30 protein-coding genes are annotated in these 23,982 nt (G+C 40.0%); 27 read left to right on the top strand and 3 right to left on the bottom strand.

What is annotated here, in order from left to right; genetic code table 11:
* Positions 1 to 13: 13 nt before the first annotated feature.
* The 22 genes from CA600_RS08810 to CA600_RS08915 all read left to right on the top strand — a co-directional run bounded on the left by CA600_RS08810 (position 14) and on the right by CA600_RS08915 (position 16,040).
* The gene (locus CA600_RS08810) at positions 14 to 1,102 is read left to right on the top strand and encodes a Gfo/Idh/MocA family protein (RefSeq protein ID WP_094869844.1); all 1,089 of its coding nucleotides are present in this window, start codon (positions 14 to 16) and stop codon (positions 1,100 to 1,102) included.
* 30 nt (positions 1,103 to 1,132) lie between these two features.
* Positions 1,133 to 2,134 (top strand): Gfo/Idh/MocA family protein, encoded by a 1,002-nt coding sequence (locus CA600_RS08815; RefSeq protein WP_094869845.1) that lies wholly within the window; start codon positions 1,133 to 1,135, stop codon positions 2,132 to 2,134.
* 203 nt (positions 2,135 to 2,337) lie between these two features.
* Positions 2,338 to 2,598: a hypothetical protein gene (locus tag CA600_RS08820; protein WP_094869846.1), complete on the top strand. Its 261-nt coding sequence runs from the start codon at positions 2,338 to 2,340 to the stop codon at positions 2,596 to 2,598.
* Between the two features lie 246 nt (positions 2,599 to 2,844).
* Positions 2,845 to 4,341, top strand: coding sequence for a malate:quinone oxidoreductase (locus CA600_RS08825; protein WP_094869847.1), 1,497 nt, complete (start codon positions 2,845 to 2,847; stop codon positions 4,339 to 4,341).
* A 102-nt stretch (positions 4,342 to 4,443) separates the two neighbouring features.
* Positions 4,444 to 4,713, top strand: a complete 270-nt coding sequence (locus tag CA600_RS08830) for a DUF2691 family protein (RefSeq protein ID WP_256989788.1) — start codon at positions 4,444 to 4,446, stop codon at positions 4,711 to 4,713.
* A gap of 186 nt (positions 4,714 to 4,899) precedes the next feature.
* Positions 4,900 to 5,556, top strand: coding sequence for a CatB-related O-acetyltransferase (locus CA600_RS08835; protein WP_094869849.1), 657 nt, complete (start codon positions 4,900 to 4,902; stop codon positions 5,554 to 5,556).
* Positions 5,557 to 5,708: 152 nt separating this feature from the next.
* Positions 5,709 to 5,945, top strand: coding sequence for a DUF3977 family protein (locus CA600_RS08840; protein WP_094869850.1), 237 nt, complete (start codon positions 5,709 to 5,711; stop codon positions 5,943 to 5,945).
* 40 nt (positions 5,946 to 5,985) lie between these two features.
* On the top strand, positions 5,986 to 6,636 hold the full coding sequence (locus CA600_RS08845) for a uridine kinase family protein (RefSeq protein WP_094869851.1): 651 nt from the start codon (positions 5,986 to 5,988) through the stop codon (positions 6,634 to 6,636).
* Positions 6,633 to 7,190: a CDP-diacylglycerol--glycerol-3-phosphate 3-phosphatidyltransferase gene (pgsA, locus tag CA600_RS08850; RefSeq protein ID WP_094869852.1), complete on the top strand. Its 558-nt coding sequence runs from the start codon at positions 6,633 to 6,635 to the stop codon at positions 7,188 to 7,190. Before CA600_RS08845 ends, pgsA begins: the two co-directional genes overlap by 4 nt.
* A 449-nt stretch (positions 7,191 to 7,639) precedes the next feature.
* Positions 7,640 to 8,056, top strand: coding sequence for a GntR family transcriptional regulator (locus CA600_RS08855; RefSeq protein WP_094869853.1), 417 nt, complete (start codon positions 7,640 to 7,642; stop codon positions 8,054 to 8,056).
* Positions 8,053 to 8,739, top strand: a complete 687-nt coding sequence (locus tag CA600_RS08860; RefSeq protein WP_094869854.1) for an ATP-binding cassette domain-containing protein — start codon at positions 8,053 to 8,055, stop codon at positions 8,737 to 8,739. Before CA600_RS08855 ends, CA600_RS08860 begins: the two co-directional genes overlap by 4 nt.
* Positions 8,736 to 9,581, top strand: coding sequence for a hypothetical protein (locus CA600_RS08865; protein ID WP_094869855.1), 846 nt, complete (start codon positions 8,736 to 8,738; stop codon positions 9,579 to 9,581). Before CA600_RS08860 ends, CA600_RS08865 begins: the two co-directional genes overlap by 4 nt.
* A 24-nt stretch (positions 9,582 to 9,605) precedes the next feature.
* Positions 9,606 to 10,805 (top strand): hypothetical protein, encoded by a 1,200-nt coding sequence (locus CA600_RS08870; protein WP_094869856.1) that lies wholly within the window; start codon positions 9,606 to 9,608, stop codon positions 10,803 to 10,805.
* 227 nt (positions 10,806 to 11,032) lie between these two features.
* Entirely contained in the window at positions 11,033 to 11,515 is a 483-nt protein-coding gene (locus CA600_RS08875) for a DUF2975 domain-containing protein (RefSeq protein WP_094869857.1), read from the top strand.
* Positions 11,516 to 11,525: 10 nt separating this feature from the next.
* Complete coding sequence (locus tag CA600_RS08880) at positions 11,526 to 11,741, top strand: helix-turn-helix domain-containing protein (protein WP_042127458.1); 216 nt, start codon at positions 11,526 to 11,528, stop codon at positions 11,739 to 11,741.
* 206 nt (positions 11,742 to 11,947) lie between these two features.
* On the top strand, positions 11,948 to 12,421 hold the full coding sequence (locus tag CA600_RS08885; RefSeq protein WP_094869858.1) for a DUF2975 domain-containing protein: 474 nt from the start codon (positions 11,948 to 11,950) through the stop codon (positions 12,419 to 12,421).
* A 10-nt stretch (positions 12,422 to 12,431) separates the two neighbouring features.
* Positions 12,432 to 12,647: a helix-turn-helix domain-containing protein gene (locus tag CA600_RS08890; protein WP_042187934.1), complete on the top strand. Its 216-nt coding sequence runs from the start codon at positions 12,432 to 12,434 to the stop codon at positions 12,645 to 12,647.
* Positions 12,648 to 12,714: 67 nt separating this feature from the next.
* Positions 12,715 to 13,488: a DUF817 domain-containing protein gene (locus CA600_RS08895; protein ID WP_094869859.1), complete on the top strand. Its 774-nt coding sequence runs from the start codon at positions 12,715 to 12,717 to the stop codon at positions 13,486 to 13,488.
* A gap of 67 nt (positions 13,489 to 13,555) precedes the next feature.
* The gene (locus tag CA600_RS08900; RefSeq protein ID WP_094869860.1) at positions 13,556 to 13,960 is read left to right on the top strand and encodes a hypothetical protein; all 405 of its coding nucleotides are present in this window, start codon (positions 13,556 to 13,558) and stop codon (positions 13,958 to 13,960) included.
* A 114-nt stretch (positions 13,961 to 14,074) separates the two neighbouring features.
* Positions 14,075 to 14,473: an RrF2 family transcriptional regulator gene (locus CA600_RS08905; protein ID WP_042127470.1), complete on the top strand. Its 399-nt coding sequence runs from the start codon at positions 14,075 to 14,077 to the stop codon at positions 14,471 to 14,473.
* 74 nt (positions 14,474 to 14,547) lie between these two features.
* Positions 14,548 to 15,177, top strand: coding sequence for a class I SAM-dependent methyltransferase (locus CA600_RS08910; protein WP_094869861.1), 630 nt, complete (start codon positions 14,548 to 14,550; stop codon positions 15,175 to 15,177).
* A 56-nt stretch (positions 15,178 to 15,233) separates the two neighbouring features.
* A complete protein-coding gene (locus CA600_RS08915) occupies positions 15,234 to 16,040 on the top strand; it encodes a class I SAM-dependent methyltransferase (protein ID WP_094869862.1) in 807 nt (268 codons plus the stop codon).
* 55 nt (positions 16,041 to 16,095) lie between these two features.
* Here CA600_RS08915 and CA600_RS08920 read toward each other — a convergent pair whose 3' ends face one another.
* A complete protein-coding gene (locus CA600_RS08920) occupies positions 16,096 to 17,004 on the bottom strand; it encodes an aldo/keto reductase (RefSeq protein ID WP_094869863.1) in 909 nt (302 codons plus the stop codon).
* Between the two features lie 163 nt (positions 17,005 to 17,167).
* On the opposite strand from CA600_RS08920, the gene msrA reads away from it, so the two are divergent.
* From msrA to CA600_RS08940, 4 genes are all read left to right on the top strand, one after another.
* On the top strand, positions 17,168 to 17,680 hold the full coding sequence (gene msrA, locus CA600_RS08925; RefSeq protein ID WP_094869864.1) for a peptide-methionine (S)-S-oxide reductase MsrA: 513 nt from the start codon (positions 17,168 to 17,170) through the stop codon (positions 17,678 to 17,680).
* Between the two features lie 180 nt (positions 17,681 to 17,860).
* Complete coding sequence (locus tag CA600_RS08930; protein WP_094869865.1) at positions 17,861 to 19,051, top strand: ArsR family transcriptional regulator; 1,191 nt, start codon at positions 17,861 to 17,863, stop codon at positions 19,049 to 19,051.
* Between the two features lie 21 nt (positions 19,052 to 19,072).
* Complete coding sequence (locus tag CA600_RS08935; RefSeq protein ID WP_256989789.1) at positions 19,073 to 19,780, top strand: response regulator transcription factor; 708 nt, start codon at positions 19,073 to 19,075, stop codon at positions 19,778 to 19,780.
* Complete coding sequence (locus CA600_RS08940; protein WP_094869867.1) at positions 19,777 to 21,183, top strand: sensor histidine kinase; 1,407 nt, start codon at positions 19,777 to 19,779, stop codon at positions 21,181 to 21,183. Before CA600_RS08935 ends, CA600_RS08940 begins: the two co-directional genes overlap by 4 nt.
* A gap of 59 nt (positions 21,184 to 21,242) precedes the next feature.
* Here CA600_RS08940 and CA600_RS08945 read toward each other — a convergent pair whose 3' ends face one another.
* Positions 21,243 to 21,791: a PadR family transcriptional regulator gene (locus tag CA600_RS08945; protein ID WP_094869868.1), complete on the bottom strand. Its 549-nt coding sequence runs from the start codon at positions 21,789 to 21,791 to the stop codon at positions 21,243 to 21,245.
* A gap of 152 nt (positions 21,792 to 21,943) precedes the next feature.
* Here CA600_RS08945 and CA600_RS08950 point away from each other — a divergent pair, with 152 nt between their 5' ends.
* Positions 21,944 to 23,392, top strand: a complete 1,449-nt coding sequence (locus tag CA600_RS08950; RefSeq protein ID WP_256989790.1) for an MDR family MFS transporter — start codon at positions 21,944 to 21,946, stop codon at positions 23,390 to 23,392.
* Positions 23,393 to 23,464: 72 nt separating this feature from the next.
* On the opposite strand, the gene CA600_RS08955 is transcribed toward CA600_RS08950, so the two are convergent.
* Positions 23,465 to 23,959, bottom strand: a complete 495-nt coding sequence (locus tag CA600_RS08955) for a DUF6803 family protein (protein WP_094869869.1) — start codon at positions 23,957 to 23,959, stop codon at positions 23,465 to 23,467.
* Positions 23,960 to 23,982 lie beyond the last annotated feature (23 nt).

Here is a 23,982-nt window from a genome sequence, read left to right on the forward strand (position 1 = left end):
TAGGAGGATTCTGATGAATAGAATAGATGGGATGACCTATGCACCCACATATGAAGCTAAACCCGTAGTGAAGCCGGGTGAATTCATCATCGCAGCTATTGCCCTAGATCACGGTCATATTTATGGGATGTGTAATGGTCTCGTTGAGGCTGGTGCTGAGCTGAAATGGGTATATGATCCGGATGAAGAGAAAGTTAGAGCATTCATAGCCAAATATCCTGGAGTTAGGGCTGCTGAGACTATGGATGATATATTGGAAGATCCAGAGGTTCGCTTAGTTGCAGCGGCAGCTATTCCTTCAGAACGAGGCCCCTTAGGAAATAAGGTTATGGTTCATGGAAAGGATTATTTTACGGATAAAACCCCTTTTACAACACTAGAACAGCTGGATGCTGCTAGAGCTTTGGTCGCAGCAACCAATCGGAAGTACATGGTTTACTATAGTGAGCGTCTTCATGTTGAAAGCGCAATCTATGCAGGCCGGTTGATCCGTCAAGGGGCTATTGGTCGTGTTCTTCAAGTCATTGGATTAGGTCCGCATCGATTAAATGCTTCTAGTCGGCCGGAATGGTTCTTTGAGCGGGAGAAATATGGCGGCATCCTGTGTGATATCGGCAGTCATCAAATAGAACAATTTTTGTATTATACAGAGTGTCAGGATGCTACAGTTGTTCACAGTAAGGTAGCAAATTATAATCATCCATCCTACCCTGAATTGGAGGATTTTGGTGATGTTACGCTTGTTGGGGACAATGGTTCAACCCAATACTTCCGTGTAGATTGGTTTACGCCTGACGGGCTCGGAACCTGGGGAGATGGGCGCACCATGATTATGGGAACGGAAGGCTACATTGAACTGCGCAAATATACTGATATTGGTCGTTCAAATACACCGGATCATGTGTACTGGGTGAACGGGGAAGGGGAGCATTATGAGCATGTAGCTGGAAAGGTTGGATTTCCGTTCTTTGGTGAGCTTATCCTCGATTGTCTGAACCGGACGGAGCTGGCCATGACTCAAGCACATGTCTTCAAAGCTGCTGAACTATGTTTGAAGGCTCAAGCCCAGGCGATGAATCTAACCCCTAATCAACTTAAATAGCGAATGGAATAATGAATGGAGGTGGTAAAGGTGAACAAACTTGGAGTAGCGATTATTGGCTGCGGGGCGATATCTCCTCTCCATGCTAAAGTAATATCAGCTATAAAAGAGGTGAACCTACTTACAGTTGTAGATATTGATGCTGATAAAGCTACACGAGCAGGAAAAGAATATGCCTGCGATGCCACAGATGATTATAGAGAAATACTAAATGATAATCGTATTGATGTTGTACATCTCTGTACACCTCATTATCTGCATGCAGAAATGGCTGTAGAGCTATTACGTGCAGGGAAGCATGTGTTAACAGAAAAGCCAATCGCCGTCGATCTTCCTTCAGCCAAGCGTATGCTGAAAGCAGCGGAAGAGAGCTCCGGCCAGCTTGGTGTGGTGTTCCAGAACCGTTATAATGATGCTTCCATTTATATGAAGAAGACGATTGATTCTGGTACATTAGGGAAACTGCTTTGTATGAAAGGTGTCGTAACCTGGCATCGAAATGAAAGTTACTACAAAGATAGCAATTGGAGGGGACGATGGTCCACGGAAGGCGGAGGTGTTCTAATTAATCAGACCATTCATACCTTGGATTTACTTCAGTGGTATGGGGGTGAAATTAAATCCGTGAAAGGCAGTATTACCACAGATGTGCTGGATGGCGTCATTGAAGTAGAAGATACTGCCCATGCTTGTATTGACTTCGCCAATAATGTTCGCGGGCTATTTTATGGCACAAATACCTATCTCGAGAACACTCCCGTGGAGTTGGAGCTAGTTTTTGAAGAGGGGACTCTTAACCTCCGTCGAGAGCATTTGTATCTTTGGAAAGATGGGAAGGAAACCTTGGTTTGTGAGCCTATATTCAGTCCTACGGAAGGCAAATCGTATTGGGGGACTGGGCATAAGAGACTAATCGAGGACTTCTATGACCACATTTTCAGTGGATCAAAGTTTTGGCTGGATGGTCCTGAGGGGATAAAAGCGCTGGAACTGGTGAAGCATATTTATAGCTCATCGCAGAGGAACAAATAAGTCATAAATATAGCGAAGGCTGTTCATATGTAGATTTATCTACAAATGAAGCAGCTTTTTCGTGTTTAGGGACTTCCCGCATTGGGTTAAACACTAAGAAGACTACGACTTGCCGAGGATAGATTTGATTAATTCTCCTTAGTGGAATAATCTAAAGTAAGTATAGGTTATATACAGCAAGATATCTGGAGGGCGCATACAATATGGAGAAAATATTACAGAACATTAGAACGAACACCAAGCTAATTTCCATTGTGCAGACTATTGTTTTTACCTTTGTCATATTATACGTACTGATGTTTCTTTCTGGCGGATTATTCACCACCTTTTTTATTATGCTCATTGCTTGTTTCGTTAGCTTAATTGCGGCTTTACTCATGTTAATTCGAAAAAGCTTCTTATGGGCAATCGTTGATCTTGCTGCGGCGGGCAGCATGTTTATTTATTTTATTAATAATGCTTAGGTGTTATTAATCCTTGCATGAAGCGGGTTTATGGCTGTAGCTTAAGTTCCTTACCGTAGAGGACTTATTTCTCTCTTTTTTGCAAGCTTTTAAATAATTTATTTTTTTCATATAATAGTAGATATTAAATTTATAAATAATTGTAATACACTCGGATAAGGGTATAATTGAGACAGAAAAGGTGTGACGCCTAAGAAGGAGCGCCCACATCCTTTCTGCAAAATTCAGGGGATAAGGATGGTAATAATGGGCAAAAGTGCAACTGAAACAGACGTCATTTTAATTGGTGCTGGAATCATGAGTGCGACTTTAGGAACACTTTTAAAAGAATTAGTGCCGGATTGGAAGATTAAAGTGTTTGAAAAGCTCGAAAATGCAGGTGAGGAAAGCTCTAATGAATGGAATAATGCAGGAACTGGACATGCGGCGCTCTGCGAGCTTAACTACACTGTCGAAAAATCCGACGGAACTGTGGATATAAGTAAAGCCATCCAAATTAATGAACAGTTTCAACTTTCAATGCAATTTTGGTCTTATTTGGTAAATCGTAAGCTGATACATAATCCGCAGGACTTTATTATGCCCTTGCCCCATATGAGTTTGGTACTAGGGGAGAAGAATGTAGCTTTTTTGAAGAGAAGATTTGAAGCGCTCTCAAAAAATCCATTGTTTCAAGGTATGGAATTTTCCGATGACTCTAGCAAATTAATGGAATGGATACCGCTTATTATACAAAATCGTCCATCGAATGAACCTATAGCAGCAACAAAAATAGACTCTGGCACAGATGTTAACTTTGGTGCTTTAACGCGTATATTATTTGATCACTTAAAGAGTAAAAATGTAGAACTCCATTATAAACATTGTGTGGATGGAATCAAACGTACAAGCGATGGGTCATGGGACTTGAGAGTGAAGAACGACAGCGGTACTATTGAACATCATACTGCAAAATTTGTCTTTGTTGGTGGCGGGGGAGGAAGCTTGCATATCCTGCAAAAATCAGGTATTCCTGAAGGGAAGCATATTGGTGGATTCCCGGTAAGTGGAATATTTATGGTGTGTAATAAACCAGAAGTTATAGCCCAGCATCATGCAAAAGTATACGGTAAAGCTAAGGTTGGAGCACCTCCAATGTCTGTTCCGCATCTGGACACTAGATTTATTGACAACAAAAAATCGTTGCTATTTGGACCGTTTGCTGGTTTCTCACCAAAATTTTTAAAAACCGGTTCAATGTTTGATTTGATCACTTCCGTAAAACCGGATAATCTCCTAACGATGTTGTCTGCAGGTGCAAAAAACATGTCTTTGACCAAATACCTAATCGAGCAAGTGTTGTTATCGAAGGAAAAACGCATGGAGGAATTACGAGAGTTTATCCCGAATGCCAAAATAGAGGATTGGGATCTGGTCGTAGCAGGCCAACGCGTGCAGGTAATCAAAGATACAGAGGACGGCAAAGGTATTCTTCAATTCGGTACAGAGGTTATTAGCGCCGCAGATGGTTCGATTGCAGCATTGCTTGGGGCTTCCCCAGGTGCTTCTACGGCTGTTCACGTGATGCTTGAAGTACTTAATAAATGTTTCCCTCAGCATATAAAAGAGTGGGAACCGAAAATAAAAGAAATGATTCCTTCTTATGGCCTGTCACTACTGGACAATCCAGAGCTTTTGCATGAAGTGCACACATTAACGGCAACTACTTTGGGTCTAGGTGGAAAAGAGCGAGTGAATAGTTAAAAAATGATCAATCGCTCGAAAGTCTGATAATTGACAGAGATTTTCTTCGAGAAAGCCTATGAATTTAATTCATAGGTTTTTTGTTGAGTTCTGAAAGAACTTTTGGAGAATAACGAATACTATATCATCTTTGCGAACTTCAAAGCTTTTCCGCAAGAGAAGGACGTAACTGATGTTCAGACCTATGAGGAGTTCTTAAATAGTGATTGCCAGCTTGTACTTTTAGTCGTTGATTGTGAATATGCTACAGTTTATTGTAAAGATCAAGGAAAGCTTGAAGCGCTGTACCATAATGCGATTGCAAATGGATATGAAGATGTTCAGTACATTACGAATGAAAATGACTTCAGAACAAGATTGTCAGTATGGTAGAAAAATAAAAGTTCTGTTAGATCGTAGGGGATTTGACGAACAAATCATTCGTTTGTTACAATGGCCCCATCAATTAGGAAAAGGATGAGGACGATGGTTCGTCGTTTGAAACGGTTTAAGAATGTCGCTACTGTATCAAGCTTCTAAGTATAAATGCTATAAATTACTTAGAAGCGAGGGGAAAGAATGAAACAGCAATTGTTTAACCACTGGTCAGAAACGAAGTATTTGAAGGATATTGTCACCAACCCAATGATTGAGGTAGGGGATTACTCGTATTACTCTGGTTATTACGATAGTCATCCTTTTGAAGACGGGTGCGTCAGATATCTTTGGGGAGATGAACCGTCAAGAAAGTTATTTAACCCGATCGAAGATTTTGGGTGGCATTTAGATAAATTGATTATAGGAAATTATGTTTGTATTGCAAGTGGTGTAATTATTTTAATGGGTGGAAATCACAATCATCATCCTGAATGGATTACCGTGTATCCCTTTTTAGACCAGATTGAAACCTCTTATGAACCCAAAGGGGATACGATCATAGAAAGTGATGCTTGGATTGGGATGAATGCAATGATTATGCCAGGTGTGAAAATAGGTGAAGGTGCTATTGTTGCGGCAGGTTCGGTTGTTGTAAAAGATGTTGCACCATATACAATAGTTGGTGGCAACCCTGCTAAAGAGATTAGGAAACGATTTGCAGATCGTGAAATCGAAAAGTTAAAGGAAATGCGTTGGTTCGATTGGAAACGTGAGAAAATCGAACAAGCTACATCTATCTTTTCAAGTTCATCGATTGATCAATTATATGAGTTTTATCTAAGGGAAATAACATCATAACACAATCACAACAGGCTGCCACAATTATTCGGCAGCCTGTTCTTTTATCAAATAAGGTAGTTTGATAATATTGTTATTTAACATATTAATCCTAATTAGTATGATAATATGAATGGGCGTAAGGGCTACTCTTTCATGGGGGGAGATAGATTCTGAAATATATTGAATTTGGTCTCGGCAATACATGGTTTATTAGAACTGAAACGGAGTTAGAGGATGGAAGTGAATTTGAAGAAAAAGGAATTGTGAAACCGGTAAGGTTCCGTTCGTTATATCTCAGGATTTGGATTGGCAAAACTGTAGTTATCCTAGACTTAAAGGAAGGTTTTAAAAAAAGTAAGAAAAGTTATAACGCGTTTAAGATTATTTTTGGTATAACAAGCCTCTAGAATAGAGGAGCGTACATATAACGACAAGATGGAGGGAACTATGGATAAAATATTAAATGAAATAGCCAATTTGATAAGCAGTGAGGAAAAAAGAGTTACTATTGGGATTTCGGGTCATGGTGCATCTGGAAAGACAACATTTGCCCATAATCTTTTAAAGCTCCTGGGTCATGAGAATGTGAATTATATGAATACTGATCCCTATATTATCGGCTCTCATCTTAGAAAGTACACTATAATCGATTATGAATATAACAATGAACGTCATAGTAATAAAATGACAGCTTGTCATCCTTCTGCTCATAATATATCTGCTCTAGAGAGAGACATCCGAATGATGCGTGATGGTTTAGATTTTTATACAATAGACACGAATTATGTAAAGAGTACAATGATAGCTTCACAAAACAGAGTAAATATTGTAGAGGGCATGAGCGTTGCTTTTGCAGACCCAAATTTATTTGATCTGAAGGTTTACTTATATACAGATGGAGACACTGAATTGATGAGAAGGAGTATACGTGATGTCTCTGAAAGAGGAACAGACATCAAATATTTAAGAAAATCTCATGAAGACCGTAGAATTCAATATGAGTTATTCATGCATCCTTTTCATCGAAACTTTGATATCGTTATAAAAAATTCCAAAGAAGGCTATATTCTTGAAAATGAATTCAGGAGGGAATTATGAATCTTGCAAATAAAGTAACAATCGCCAGAATATTATTAATCCCTATCTTTATAGTGATTTTCACAAAATATCCTGATTGGCCAGAGGGGATTTATTATGCAGCCATTGTTTTTTTACTCGCTTCTGCCACTGACAAACTAGATGGGTATATTGCTAGAAAGTATAATCAGGTTACGAACCTTGGAAAGTTACTTGATCCATTAGCGGATAAGTTGCTCATATCTGCTGCGTTGGTCTTGCTAGTCAGTCAGCATAGATTATACGCATGGGTAGCATTAATTATAGTAGCAAGGGAAGTGATCATTACAGGGATTAGGCTTGTCGCTGTCTCTCAGAAAATAGTGTTGCAAGCTGATCGATACGGAAAAATTAAAATGGTGTCTCAAGTGATTGCAATTACAGCTGTTATGTTAAATAATCATCCATTCACCTTTTTTACGAATATACCTTTCGATCAAATCCTTATCTATATTACATTAATCATAACTGTCTATTCTGGCTTTAACTACATAAAAAATAACTATCGTTCTTTAAAATTAGAGAGATGGGGATAAAAGTCCGCCATCACCCGCATGTTTAATTATAATTGTTTATTACCCTCGATATCTTTTCTGAGATGCTATGCTTTTTTTGCGGTATAGGGAATTATCAATACTTAAACTAGTGGATACAACTCAACTTTACGTTCCCATTGCAGATTGTACAATAGAAATCACTATTCTCGCTCATTAACTACCATCTACTGTACTTTGTGCAATCAAACTACGGGAAATGTGCTATAATGGGCAATTTTCATTGGATCGATTGTACAAAATACAACAGAAGTATCATTCAGCTCGATTTAAATAAGTTCTGTTGCACAAAATACAATGGCTAAGAACGATAATCTTAGAAGCCTATACTCAAATCTGAACGATTGACAGAAAAGTGTATTACACGTATAGTACATAAATAAGATGTATGAACCACTTAGTACACACACTTAGTATATGGAGTTGGTTGTATGACAAAAGAACAAAAATCAGGTGTCAGCTTTAATATTCGAGAGCCGGTATATATTCAAGTTGTCCGTTACTTTAAAGAACAGATTGCTACAGGGCAAATCGGAGCAGGAGATAAGATTCCTTCACGGCGTGAACTGGCATCCGTAATGAAGATTAATGCGAACACGGCGCAGAAGGCGTATAAGGAAATGGAGGAACAGGGTTTGATCGTAACAGAAGGAAATTCCCCGAGCCGAATTACACAGGATCAGCAGATCCTAAGCTCGATTCGTGCTGAATTAATCGAAAGTGCAGTGGATATATTCATCGGTTCCATTCAGAATATTCAAATTCCAGTTGAAGAACTGGTAGAGATCATAAAGACAAAATATACATCGGAGCGAAAGTTATCTCCAGAGGGTGGTGACACAAGATGATCCAAGTGAATCAGATGGTGAAGAATTATGGATTCAAGAAGGTCCTAAATGGCGTTAGCTTCACAGCTGCCAAGGGAGAGATTACCTGCCTGATCGGAATCAATGGTGCTGGGAAGTCGACGGTGCTGAAGTCCATCATGGGACTGACACCATACAAAGGTGAAGTTTTAATCGATAATGCGTCACTAACACCTGCGATGTATGAGAAAATCACCTTCATTCCAGATTCGTTAACGATGCCCTCCAATATGCGAATTGCTGATTGCTTGAGCTTTATGGCTGACTTTTATAGGAATTGGAACGCTGAACGTGCAGAGGAAATGCTTAAGTTCTTCCAACTGAGCTCTTCAGATCGAGTATCCTCATTGTCTAAGGGGATGGCTGCGAAGTTAAATTTGTTGCTCGGACTTGCCTTGGAATGTGATTACATCCTAATGGACGAACCGTTCTCGGGGATTGATATGTTCAGCCGCGAGCAAATAACTGATGTATTCACGAGCGAATTGATAGAGAATCGTGGTGTGATTATCACAACTCATGAAATTAACGATATTGAGCATTTAATTGATAAAGTAGTCTTACTGCAGTATGGGAAGGTAGAACGTGAATTCTACTGTGAAGAAGTTCGCGAGCAGGAAGGTAAGTCCATTACGGACGTAATGAGAGAGGTGTACATGAAATGAGAGCTTTTGTGAAGCTATTGAATTTTGAAATGAACCGATTTGCCAAAATATATATTGGACTCATGGTGCTGACAGTCGCCTTGCAACTTGTAGCCGTCACCATTGGTGCTAATCATTGGCTTGATTCTGCCAATGAAACAATAAGAGTGAATCAATGGACGCTTGAGCAATATCACAATGTGAAAGGATATATTCAGCTAAACAGTATGATGTATGCTCGCTATAATGGATTGCTATATTTCGGACCCATATTTTTGAGCATAACAGTGTTGCTAATATATAGCTGCTTCATCTGGTACCGTGACTGGAGAGGTAAAAATACGGTAGTATATCGTCTGCTCACGTTGCCATCCAATCGGGCGAATTTATATTTTGCCAAACTGGTTACGATCTTGCTATTCGCATTTGGACTTGTCGCCCTGCAAATTATCCTTGTTCCACTGGAGCGTTTGATAGCACAGTCGATCCTTCCTGCTGAATTATATCGGAACATCTCGATATTTGATTATTTGAAGTATCCTACTGTACTTAAAGTTCTGGTTCCGCCCTACTTTTCTGAGTTTTTACTATACTATGGACTGGGCATTACGGGCTTGATCGTCTTGTTCACAGCGATTCTAATGGAGCGAAGCTACAGACTGAAAGGGATGGGCTTTATCGTACTATACTTAGCGATTCTGGCTGGATTGGCCTCAATACCCTATCGCATGGGTTATAGCAGATACGATAGCTACTTCTATCCAAGAGAAATTATAGGCGTTTGTCTCGGACTAATAGTGATCATTGTTGGAGGTTCGCTTTGGTACAGCTTGTATCTATTGCGTAAGAAAATATCGGTATAATAGAAGGGGTATGGAGGTTAAGGAATGAGAAAATATATGCTTACCGCTGTTCTTGTAGTGTTCACGGTTGTTACAATCGGGACGTATTATGTACAGGCTTCACAAGAGACACCACCTATTTATAAGCTGACGACGGTTCAAGGGGATGCTTCCCTCGTTGAAGGTATAGCAGTATACGGAAATTACATGAGTAAGGATAGTGTTTTTGGTATCAAACGAGCTTATATCACTACAAAAGGTACAGATTATCCAGATGAAAAGTCTGCGACAAGCCAAAGCTTAAATCAAAGACCAATGAAAACGCAAATGGATCAGTGGATTGAAGTGCATCGTCAGTTCATGCGCGGTAAGACAAACACATCTGGTTTCTATGAGAATGAGGAAATGCTTGCTTATGTTAATGCGACAGTAGATACGAAGCGATCAAATGATTCATCAGCGAAGAGAAATGCAAAGCTTAGTATTTCTGTACTCAACAAGCAGAAGAACAATACGTTTGAAATCACATCCGATATCAATGTAGATTATGATGTTTCAGATATTTATGTTCAAAATGTACAGCTTGTTGATCAGCAGCTTGTTGCTATGGTGTTTATGAATCACAGTGCCAAAGGCTATGTATCTGAACCGCAGATCCTCCGTGTCAATCTAACAACAAAAGAGATTAAGAATGAGCCGCTCGCGTTACCAGGCGGTAAATCTGTAGCAGCAGACGGGGATACTCAATACGCATGGTTAGCCAATCAAAATCTGGAGCACACTGAGCAATGGATTTTAAGGATTAGTAGAGATAATCATAGAAAGGTATATCAAGTGGATGTTAAGACAGGACAAATCTCGCCGCTCGCATTCCAAGGGCATGAAATGTTATTGAATAATATTATGAATGCCTATGGACAGAAAATTTATTTCCTGCAAAAAGCTGTATCGAGTAAGGAAAATATAGGATTCACAGTTATTTCTTACGATCTTGTGAGTAAAGAATATGAGACTACTCTGAAGAATACAAATATAGATTTAAGTGAAAACATTACCTATGCTTTTAAACAAGACCATCTCTATATTATGGGTTATAAGAATTTCAAAGGTAATCGTCTATATGTATTTAATTTGACAAGCGGTAACCTTGAGTACGAAGGAAAAGCAATATCAACAGAGGCCGCAAATCAGGCTGAAGATGAAGCTAACATGGATTTGAATTTTATCGATCTCGGTCAGTTCTAGCATAATTTTTAGAATAGAAAATTAGATATAAAGAGACATAAAGAAACAAAAAGAGATATAAAAAGGACAAAGGCCGAGCTAATGACTTCTAATAGTCAATTTCCTCGGCCTTTTAGTCGTGAAATATAAAACAGTCATTAAACACTATATTTCGATTAAAATATATTGTAAAACGATAAACTATATGTTAGATTCAATTTTGAAAATAACTTTGTGAGGTGTGTTTTATGAAACTTGGATCAACGCTTTTTTTAAGGATCGCTGTTGTTCTTATTGGGCTTCCAGTTCTTGCCTTGTGTATAATTTTTGTGCCTGCGATTTCGAATTATGCGGCAGAATTATATCCCGATCAAACCTATATTAAATATCTCTTGTATATTGTTTTGTATGCATCGGCGATACCTTTTTATTTTGCATTGTATCAAGCGATCAAACTGTTAGGGTATATTGACAATAACAACGCTTTCTCAGAATTATCTGTAAAGGTTTTAAAAAACATCAGGAACTGTGCAATCTCAATCAGTGGAATTTATGTAGTAGGATTGCCGCTTTTCTATCTCGTCGCGGAGAGAGATGATACCCCGGGGTTCTTTGTCATTGGGATGGTTGTGATTTTTGCTTCCATGGTGATTGCAGTGTTTGCTGCAGTGCTCCAAAAGCTTTTGAAGGAAGCTATTGATATAAAATCAGAAAATGACTTAACAGTCTGAGGAGAAAACAATGGCGATTATTATTAATATTGACGTGATGCTGGCTAAAAGAAAAATGAGCGTGACCGAGCTTTCGGAGCGGGTTGGAATAACAATGGCTAACCTGTCTATATTGAAAAATGGAAAGGCGAAAGCGGTTCGATTATCAACATTAGAGGCGATCTGCAAGGCTTTGGATTGTCAGCCTGGCGATATTTTAGAATACAAAAGTGACGAGGAGACTTAAGAAATAAATGAACGGTAGAGGCAGGGCTCTTTTCTCAATCTTTATGAGGAGGGGGCCTTTTTGATGTGCAATGATTGGAGGTGGGAAATAAAAGGGGGTGATATAATAAAGATAAAAAATAATTGTAATACAATCAAAATATATTGTAAGACGATATATTATGTGCTAAATTGAATCCAGATTATTAACTTTGTGAGGTGCAGTTTATGAAACGAGAAACACTCTTTTTGAAGATAGTTGTAATTCTTATTGGACTCCCGGTTCTTGCTTTGTGTATTTTTTGGTTACCTACGATTCCTAACAAGGCAGCTGGAGAATATCCCGTATATTTAGTTTATCCCCTTCTTATAGGAGTTTATGTAACGGTGATAGCCTATTTCGTAGCTTTATATCAGGCATTAAGACTTTTAAGCTACATTGACAAGAACAAAGCGTTCTCTGAACTATCTATTAAGGCTTTAAAAAATATAATTTACTGTGCAATCATCATCAGTATCTTATATGCGGCGGGTATGCCACTTATTTACGAAATGGCACAGGAAGCTGATGCACCAGGTCTAATTGTACTCGGACTTGTCATGACTTGTGCTCCAATTGTGATTGCGGTCTTTGCTGCTGTTCTTCAAAAGCTCTTGAAAAATGCCATAGAAATAAAATCAGAAAATGACTTAACAGTCTGAGGTGATGATAATGGCGATTATTGTGAATATTGACGTGATGTTAGCTAAAAGAAAAATGAGCGTTACAGAGCTTACAGAAAGGGTTGGAATAACAATGGCCAATCTTTCTATATTGAAAAATGGAAAAGCAAAAGCGATTCGATTATCAACGTTTGATGCGATTTGTAAAGCTTTAGAATGTCAGCCTGGAGATATTTTAGAATACCTAATGGACGAAGATGCTTAAATCGTAATGAGTAATCGACTCCGCAGATTAAAAAGATCAGCATTGCCTGGAAAGGAGAGAGAATCATTTGAAATCAATAACGCAGCTTTTGCATTTTGGCTATCATCAGGCGATGAGTTGCATATTTCCTATTGCGATCTTTGGGACTTTAGCTCTTTCTAACTTAATAGATCTGCCTTACATATACCGATATGATGCCATTCTTATTATATTGCTTATCGTTCAATATCTTATGTACCGTACTGGATTAGAGACGCTAGATGAAATTAAAGTCATCTGTGTATTTCACATTATAGGTTTGCTTCTGGAAATTTATAAGATAAGAATGGGGTCATGGTCATACCCTGAACCCGGGCTAACCAAGGTGTTTGGAGTGCCACTGTATAGCGGGTTTATGTATGCGAGCGTCGCGAGCTATATGTGTCAAATTTGGCGTAGACTGAAAATGGATATGACGGGTTGGCCGGGACTTGCTGCTGCGGGAGCGCTCGGAGCAGCTATCTATCTGAACTTTTTCACGCATCACTTCATTCCTGATTTTCGCTGGTGGCTAAAGGGGCTTGTACTCATTGTTTTTTGGAAAACTTGGATCATTTATCGGGTACGAAACACTACTTATCGGATGCCCTTGACACTGGCTTTTTTCTTAGTAGGTTTCTTTATCTGGTTAGCTGAGAATATCGCTACATTCTTTAATGCTTGGAAATATCCTGATCAGAATCAGGTATGGCATGTGGTTAGTGTTAGTAAGATCAGTTCATGGTTCCTTCTGGTCATTATTAGTGTCATTATAGTTGCTCAGCTTAAACATGTTAAAGCTAACCGTAAAGCGAAAGAGTAGAGTATTGGCTTCAAAGGAAATAGTAGTACATGGAGTAAGAACAAATTCGTGTTGAGGAGGAGATGAGATGGAATATACAGATTTAAAAGAATTGCAGGATGTATTTTTCTTTGGTCTAATAGAGCCAGAGGTAAATCAACTAAGGTTATCTTTTTGTAAAAGCAAAGTTAGTGATATAGCTGAGCCACTTATGGATGGTGAGAAAAACTCTCCCATAATACAAGTTGATTTTCACTCCTATATTGCATATTCGATTAAAAATGAATTCTTTACTTCTTGGGATGATTACGAGGAATTTGACGGAAATACATTTAGGATTTATAAGAAATCAAGGTATCTTGATTTTATTTCTAATAGAATATTCGCATCAAAGGATTTTCCAAAACCATATAAGCACTATGGGATCTGTTGTATTGACCATGTCGTTGATATTATTTCAACATCGGAACCAGTTGTAAAGGAAATGAAATAGATTTGAATATCTTTCAAATGCAGCTTAAAAAGCCGATGGTGCACATTGATATGCTTGTCTTTTTTAACGATTAGAGTTATTATGGATTTTCAAAGTCGTTAATGGAGGTGCTGAATGAAATATTCCCAAGCGACAGACTATGCGCTTCATGCAATGCTTTATCTGGTGACGGCGGCGTCCGATAAGCCTGTAGGCGTTCAATTACTTGCTGAGAAGCTGGGTGTTTCGCAAACCTATCTGTCCAAAATGATGACCAAGCTAGTCAAGGCTGGATTGATTCAATCTGCACCCGGTGCAAACGGTGGGTATCGTCTCCGACGGAAGTCCGAAGAGATCTCTTTTCTGGATATTATCCATGCGATCGAAGGGACTGCATCTTTGTTCGAATGTAGCCTGGATCACGGTAGCGAGTGCTTGATTCAACAGGTTGTGATTGACGCTGAAAGACAGATGGAGCAGTACTTGGAGAACAAGAAAATTGCAGATTTGGCGAAAACAATGAAGACGGAGTAAAGATCCGTTCTTTTTTGGAAACAATTAAAGATAATATAAATCCGTAATGACTTTAATATAAAGGGGAATGAAATATGACGGAATTCTGGGAATCAAGCTTTATAGAAAAACAAACAATGTGGGGATTTGAACCTACAGACTCTGCGATCGCCACTAAGGACTTTTTCCTTGAGAGGAATGTTAAAGACATATTGGTACCAGGGATTGGATATGGCAGAAATGCAAAGGTTTTTATTGAGAGTGGGATAAATGTAACGGGTATTGAGATTTCTCAAACAGCGATTGATTTGGCGAGAGAAAATGGACTTGATATTAGCATTTTTCATGGTTCAGTGAATGACATGCCTTATGATAATAACCTCTATGAAGGAATATTTTGCCATGGTCTTATTCATTTGTTGAATAAAAATGAAAGAGAAAAGTTCATTAAGGATTGCTACAACCAGTTAAAGCCAGGTGGTTATATGATTTTTACAACAGTTTCGAAAAAAGCGCCTATGTTTGGAAAAGGTACTCTATTGGATAAAAATTATTACGAGACAGATTATGGCGTAAAAATATTTTTTTATGAGGCTGAATCCATTACACAAGAGTTTGAAACCTATGGACTAGTTGAGTTCTCTGAAATTGACGAGCCCCACAAGGACATGATCAATAAACCGTCGATAAACTTTTTAATGATAAAATGTAAAAAAGAACTATAGAAAAATTTGGACGTATCGAAGATAATATATCTCAAAAGAAAGCAGGTGTTATGTAGATGAGCAATATTATTGATTATTACTCTAGCTTTGACGAGTGGGGCAGGCTGGATAGAGAACCCTTAGAGTTCATAATTAATCTCCATTATATCAAGAAATATATGCCATCAGCTGGGAAGGTGCTGGATAATGGCGCAGGACCCGGTAAATACGCTATGGAACTGGCTAAGCTCGGATATACAGTAACCCTTTCAGATATCACACCTAAATTAGTTGAAGTAGCAACGAAAAAGGCAGCTGAACTAGAATTAACTGAGCAATTTGACGGGTTTTATAACTTAAATGCTATAGATTTAGAAGGAATACCTAATGAGAATTATGATGTTTCATTGATGCTTGGTCCTTTGTATCATTTGCAGAAGGAAGAGGAACGAATTTTAGCAGTAAAAGAGTTGCACCGCGTGACCAAGCAAGATGGCTTAGTATTTGTGGCTTTTCAAAGTCGAATGAGAATGACCATTAATTCGTTACAATCCCCGCAGCAATGGAAACCGAACGATAATATGAACACCATCAATGAATTCTATGAGAGTGGAATCTTTAATCATAGTGACAAGGGCCGGTTTACAGGTGCTTATTATTTTAACATTGATGAGATTCAGCCTTTCATGGAAAGGAATGGATTTGAGTCGATAGATTTAATTGGTTCATCAAGCATTGCAGCCATGTTATCTGCAGAGCAGCAACAGTATTGGACTCACCAAGAGGGGGAAGAGAGCTTGATTAACTTTCTCATATCCAAAGCAAATGATCCTTCAATCTTGGGCATCTCATCACACTTGTTATACATCGGTAAAAGAAAATAAAAAAGAGCGTCAGTTTCTTAACTGGCGCTCTAAATTTTATAAATGACTGATTACCTTACAGATGTAGTGTGTAGCGGTTCGCTTTACTCAACCCGCGGATCATTTCGATTTCCTCTGAAGACAGTGGGGCTGACTTAGCAGCCGTTACATTATTCTTCAACTGCTCCATACTACTCGCTCCAGGGATAATAACCGCCACAGACGGATGACCAAGCGGATAATGAAGCGCCGTTTGTGCTAGTGGGCGTGAGTGACTCGTTTCCTGCACAAGCTGATTATGCAACTTCAGAAGCTCCTCACTACTGTAATCTAAGTACTTCTTCTCTGCCTTGCTGCGGCCATTCTCCGAAAGGATGCCACCCGCCAAAGGACCCCGGGCAATAAGACTGATCCCATGCTCGGCCAGCAGAGGGAGAATTTCTTCCTCAGGACGTCGATCTAAAATGCTGTATTGACTCATTACACTGACTATATTTGATTTTTTTACATATTCTCTAATCACATTAGGTCGAATAGAAGAGATCCCATAATATCGGATTAGCCCCTCTTGCTTAAGTTCTTCAAAGGCTTCAATAGTCTCATCCATCGGATCATCAATCGTTCCGCCATGCAGCTGATACAGATCGATATAATCCGTTTGGAGGCGTCTTAGGCTGTCTTTGACTGCGGATTTAATATAGGATTTTGATGGATCCCAGCTCCAGCCTTCTTGACCTGGAATTCTGCGGTTACCCACTTTTGTGCTCAATATCACCTCACCGCGGCGGTGGCAAATCGCCTTACCAATGATCTCTTCATTACGACCCTCATCATACAGATCAGCTGTATCTAAAAAGTTAATGCCTTGATCAAGTGCTTCATGGACGATGGAAGTGGCTTTTGCCTCATCCGTACCTAAGGACATGCATCCGAGACCTACTTCACTTACATATAAATCTGACTGGCCCAAGCGATTTTTATTCATAGGGTGTTCCTTTCTAATTCCGTTGTTTGTTATATTATAACGCCTTAAAGCATCGAATTCGAATGTAAAAGAATGATTTCCTTTGACATTATAACCTAGAAGCATTATCGTCATAGCATATGTTATTTACTAGATAATGATGGATAGGGAGAGACTTGAACATATGGAACAAGCAATGTTTGCAGGTGGTTGCTTTTGGTGCATGGTTACACCGTTCGAGGAGTTACCAGGTATCCAAGGGATTGTATCGGGATATGCTGGAGGACTAACCGAGAACCCAACGTACGAAGAAGTCAAAACAGGAACAACAGGACATTACGAGGTGGTACAAATTACGTTTGATCCAGCGCTTTTTTCATACGAGAAGCTGCTTGAATTATATTGGCCTCAGATTGATCCCACGGATGACGGTGGACAATTTCAGGATAGAGGAACACAATACCGGACAGCCATCTTTTACTATAATGAAGAACAACGTTTAGCAGCCCTTGCCATGAAGGAGCAGGTTGCTGTGAGTGGCAGATTCTCAGGTCCTGTCGTGACGGAAATCCTTCCAGCGCCAACCTTTTATCGGGCGGAAGAATATCATCAGGACTATCATCACAAGAATCCCAAGCATTATAAAGAGGATCGTGAGCAATCCGGGCGGGATACCTTTATCGCTAAACACTGGTAATCGTAGAAACGGAATTTCTAAAGAAAAAGAGCATGGAGCATCCTAAGTCTTTCGTGGCTTACAGGTGCTCTTTTTGCATCATATAAAGATTTTATATATTTTAAATTCTACATACTTTCTACACATTTATAGACTAAACTACTCTAAATCAAGCGAGAAATTCAAAATGGAGGGTTTAGGATGAAAAAAATCATACCCATAGTTGCTGTTACATTGCTTTTAAGTGCAGTGTTAGCTGGCTGTCAATCGAGCAATAACGCCCCATCTGGATCAGATAAGAAAGCTTCTATATCGTCAGTGGATCAACCGTGGATCGCAACAAAAAACACAACTCGTATAAATACATCTGACCCTACTGAGGCAGCAATTATTGTTTCACAAACCCTTTGGACTGCACAGACGAAGAACAACAGACCTTCAAGTGTAGTATTAACGGATGTAAGCCATTGGCAGATTGCCGCAGTTAGTGCGGATTTGATCCATCATCCGAATAATGGCCCTATTCTTTTTACAACTAAAGAGGGTGTTCCTGAGGCAACGATAGCAGAGCTTAAGCGATTGAATCCTTTAGGCGCAGAAGGTAATAATGGTGTACAAGTAGTGCTCGTCGGACCCATGGCTTCCAATGTCGAAGAACAATTAAAGACACTGGATCTGAAAGTAGACCGAATTGAAGGGGACGAGCCGGCAGCTATAGCACAAGCCATTGATACTTATTATGCAAAAGCTTCCGGTGAACTTCCAAAGGCAGTCATTGTAGGTTCTATGGATAGTCCTGAGTACACACTGCCTGCAGTGAATTGGATCGCCCATATGCCAGAGCCGCTTCTCTATGTAACAAAAGATGAAATTCCAGACCCTACGGTTAATGCTTTGAAAGAGCGTGGAGGTTCGGCTACGATTTATATCTTAGGACCTGAAAAAGTTGTATCTACAGCAGTAGAAAAGCAATTACAGGAATTCGGCACAGTAACCCGTATAGCTGGAAAAGACATTTATGAGAATGCCATTGCTTTTGCTACTTTTAAGGACGCCAGCAACGGTTTCGGCTGGGGCATAACGACGCCTGGCCATAATTTGTCTTTGTTGACTACCGACTCAACGATGCTGGCGATCGCCGCTGCACCTTTTTCTCATTTAGGGAAACATGCACCGCTTATCTTTACTGAAAAAGACGGGTTGCCAGATTCCGTGATGGAATATATGATGACCCTTCAACCTAAATTTCAAGATTCGCCAGCAGAAGGTCCTTATAACCATGCTTGGTTAACAGGGGACATTAATACCATCAAAGAGAGTGCCCAAAGCGAAATCGATGATATGCTGGAAATCTCTCCGGCTGCAGGCGGCAATTCCCATTCCGGTCACTAGGCAATGAAGAGGGTGAATGACTTGAATAAGCTCCAGGTACTGATCGTTGATGATGAATGGAATATGCGAAATTTAATTCGGATTTATTTAACAAAAGAAGGAATAACGACTAGAGAAGCGTCAACGGGGCATGAGGCACTCACTTTGCTGAAACAACATAACTTTGATCTAATCCTGCTGGATGTGATGATGCCAGATATGGATGGCTGGCAAGTCTGTAAAACCGTTAGAGAGGTAAGCTCTGTCCCCGTTCTAATGCTGACAGCTCGTTCGGAAACTAAGGACAAGGTTCGTGGTCTCGGCATAGGAGCGGATGATTATCTCACCAAACCGTTCGAGCCAGAGGAATTAGTGGCAAGAATTTATTCTTTGGTACGGCGTTCAATGCTTACATCGACCCAACAACCTCAGAAAAAGGTTCTGAGCTATCCTGAGCTAGCGATTTACCCGGATGCTCGTGAGGTGTATATTCTGGATACAGCGGTTGAATTTACACTCAAGGAATTTGATCTGCTAACGGCCTTGGCGCAAAATACGCACCGTGTCTTTACGAGAGAAGAACTAGTGGAGCGTTTATGGGGCAACGATTATGAGGGTGAGAACCGTGTCATCGACACGCATATTAAGAATATCCGCGAGAAATTACATAAGGCGGGTCTCTCTTATAATCCTGTTCAAACGGTATGGGGGTTAGGTTATAAATTTGAGATCCCAGGTAATCATCTATGAAGAATAATATGATCGGACTGAAGCTCGGGTCAGTTATTATGTCTGTTTTTTTAGTTGTTTTGCTAATTCTTGGGATAACGATAGACCGAATGTTTACCAGCTTTTATTATAACGAGATGCAAAAAGAAACTGAGGAGTTAACCTCGCATTTTATCGGAATGGCTGAATCACCGGATAGTTCAAACGAGCAGATGATGAGTGCTTTTGCAGAATTTTCGGACGTGAGTATATTTAATATTTCAAAAGACGGTAGTGTCATTCTCCATTCGGGTGTTCATGACCGCGCAGATCGTTCATTCATCAATGCTTCGGATATTAGTCGGATATTTGCCGGAAAAAGTGTGAATTTTGAGTATACAGATCCTACTGGACACAGATATTTCATCACTGGAAAACCAATTTCAAATGGTCAAACTATCCAGTCTGCACTATATGTAATGTCCTCTACAGAGAACATGAAGCAATCCTTGGCTTCTATCCGTAATCTGCTGTTGCTCGCAGGAATTGGGGCCTTTATATTGGCACTAGGGATCACGGGAATCATTAGTTTATTGTTATCCAGGCCGCTGATCAAGATGCAGAAGGCGACTAGAAAAATTGCTGCCGGTGAATTGGAAACGAGACTTTCCATACGGAGTAACGATGAAATCGGGTTTTTGGCAGGAGCTATTAACGACCTTGCTGTAGATCTGCAAAGATACAGGGATACGCGTCAGGAATTCTTAGCCAACATATCTCATGAACTACGAACACCCATCACTTATTTGAAGGGGTATACCAAGGTTGTAAAGGATGGACTCTATGAGACCGAAGGGGAACGAGATCTGTATTTGGATATTATCCACGAGGAAGCGCATCGGCTTGAGCATCTGGTAGAAGATTTATTTGAACTGGCAAAGATGGAAGAAGGTAAAATCATACTTACGCTGGACTGGATAGATCTTAAGTACATGACAGAACAAGCGGTACGAAGAGTGGAATTGAAGGCTAAAGAAAAGGGACTTCTGCTGAATATTACGTATCATGGAGATTCGTGTAGGGTTCGTGGAGATGAAAAGCGTATGGAACAGATTATGATGAATCTTCTGGAGAATGCAATCCGCTATACGGATGCAGGTGAGATTACTGTCCATGTAGATGAGGATGTCGATGGGGACTCCGTTTTATTTATTGTGGAAGATACCGGTATAGGTATTCCTGAGGTAGAACTACCCTATGTCTTTGAACGATTCTACAGAGTTGAGAAATCACGATCCAGGCAATATGGTGGAACAGGACTTGGACTATCCATTGTTAAAAAGCTTGTGGAATTACACGGCGGTAAGATTCGAATTACAAGTCAGCCTGGCATTGGAACTCGTTGCGAGGTGCAGCTGCCTAGATTACCATTCGTCGAAAAGTAAGAGCCGAAAAAGACTTCGCGTATTTACGCGAAGTCTCTTTTTATGTGCAATCTACTAAACTATTTTGCTGGCTCAAGCTCTTCAAGAGCCCACTCACAAAATTGTATAGAACTCTCCATATCAAGCACTCGTTTACGGATGAGTAAATAACGTCCAAAAGTCGAAGCTTTTAACTCACGAGTCTCCCTTCGTTCATCACGTAAGACATCGTTGGCTTTCAGCAAGACCTTGTAACGTTCTAGCTCGCTTTTACAAAACGCCGCACGTTGCTGCAGAAGGGCCTTTGCTTCCTCTGGTTTGGAGAGCCATAAACTATACAGCTTAAAATGTAGCTCGTCCCGTAGAACTGGAGGTTCAGCTGGGGTTTCCACCCAATTACGTAATTGCTCTAGTCCTGCCTCTGTAATGGAGTACTCCTTCTTGTCCGGCTTATCGGATTGCTCAATAAGCTGATATGAAATATATCCCTGCTGCTCCATGCTCATTAGAAGAGGGTAGATTTGACTATGTCCGGCCCGCCATAACGGTTTGATATTCTGAGTTAATTCATATCCAGACAACGGGTTAGCAGTAAGTAAAGCTAGAAGTCCGTAAGACAGTGTATTCATTACTCTGATACCCTCCAGTTATTATAAATCCGTTTATATTGTGAATTTTGGGGATATGTCAAGATTGACATATTATCCATACAATTATAACATTATTTAAGTTAATTGATATATGTAAAAGTAGACATATGAAAAGATATAGGAGGGGTAGCGTGGACGTTAAACAAGAAAGTAAAATTCTCTTTTGGCCTATAATGATTGCCATATTCTTCGGAAATTTCGTCTCTGTTTTAAGTACAACAACTATCAACATTGCTGTTCCTCTTTTAATGAATCATTTCCATTCGAACCTGAACACTATGCAATGGATGGTCACAGGTTTTATGCTAGCTACGGGTGTAACTGCACCGCTTGCCGGTTATCTTGGAGGCAGATTCAGCTATAAGCGACTTTACTTATTCGCCTTGACGGGATTCACCATATTCTCCTTACTCTGTGCAATAGCCTGGAATCCTACAACTTTGATTGTATTTCGGATGCTTCAAGGCTCTTGCAGCGGGCTGATTATGGCCTGTACGATGACGATTATATTCCAAGTGATTCCAGCTGAACGCAGACCTTTTGCCGTGAGCTTGTGGTCACTGTCCGCGATGGTTGCCCCAGCCATAGGTCCGACATTTAGCGGATGGTTACTTCAGTATGCAAGCTGGCACTGGTTATTTTTAATTAACATTCCCATTGGGATCATTGCTATTATTCTGACCGTAACGTTAATTCCTTACTATCGAATGAATGTTCCGAAGTCATTTGATATTCCCGGATTCCTTACCGTTGTACTGGGGAGTTTATCATTGCTAACCGCATTTAGCCAAGGTAACAGCTGGGGATGGGGTTCATGGAAGACTATTTTATTAATACTTGTGGGGATAGCTCTTCTAGTTTACTTTGTCTTGCACGAGCTCAAGACGGAAGTGCCGTTGCTGAATTTACGTGTCTTCCGAAATCGCCGCTTTACTGCCATGCTAAGTATCTATAGTCTGGTGACGATAGCGATGTATGCTGGAACCTATTTAACACCATTGTTCTTACAGACGGTAGAAGGAGCAACAACACTAAAGACCGGGCTTATCTTATTACCATCTTCGATCCTCCTTGCATTGTTAAGCCCAATTGTGGGTAAGTTGTATCCGAAGTTCGGACCTGTAAAGTTAATTTCTGCTGGTATTTTATTTATTTTCATCGGTTTATTCATGATGAGCCGGCTGCATACGAACGTTTCTTACAGCTTTGTGATGTGGGCGATGGTCGTTCGCAATTTAGGGATTGGATTAGCTAACGTCCCGAGCAGCACTGCGTCTATGGAGGAAATTCCAGTCGAATGGTCAGGTCATGCCACATCGATCAACAACTGGGTTCGGAATGTGTTAAGCTCACTTGGGATTGCGGTGTTCACTTCTATTTTGTCCACAAGATCCATACTGCACTCTAAAGAATTGATCAATTCAGGTGCAGATAATGCAGATACGATAAGATTATTATCGTTTACCATGGGTGTGAATGATGTATTCATAGTCGGCTCAATCATCGTGTTGCTTGGATTACCACTTATGTTTTTATTGCGCAAGAAGCGTAGTGTGATTTCTGTTCAGAGTGCGGGATAACCTTCGCTTCACATTAGAAAAGCAGACCAAGGGCTAAACCTTGATCTGCTTTTTTATGTTTTATACCCTTAGTTAGTGCATCATGTCGCCCATTCCACCCATGCTGCCCACAATTTCCGGATTGATCATCCCGAATATCATCGCGATATGCGCTACAACCAAGAATCCACTAATGAATATAAAATGAAGCTTCATTTTCTGTTCATCTGTTCGTTTACGAGCGATCAGACCAAGATCTAACAAAGCTAGCGGTAATAAGAAAAGCACTCCGCTCAAATAGAAGCCTACGGCTACTACGTCAACCCATGTGTGCCACTCACCATTCACTGTCAAAGGGATGAATGCGGTAGGAAACAAGTAGAGGAATACGCCTGTGAAGTACAACCCAGCCAGAATGCTACAGATTTTGTTAAAGGTCCGTAAAGAGCACTTTAGATTTTTGGTGAACAAAATAATAAACTCTGTAACGGTGATCGTCTCAGCAAAAATCACAGGGATCGCCATGAATAAAATCAAGTTCCAAGGCTGATTATCTGCTAGCAAAGACATATAATGGGTCATATTCATAAAATACTCCTCCGATATATAAA

The sequence above is a fragment of the Paenibacillus sp. VTT E-133280 genome (assembly GCF_002264385.1).
In the GTDB taxonomy this organism is placed as follows: Bacteria; Bacillota; Bacilli; order Paenibacillales; family Paenibacillaceae; genus Paenibacillus_AQ; species Paenibacillus_AQ nitricinens.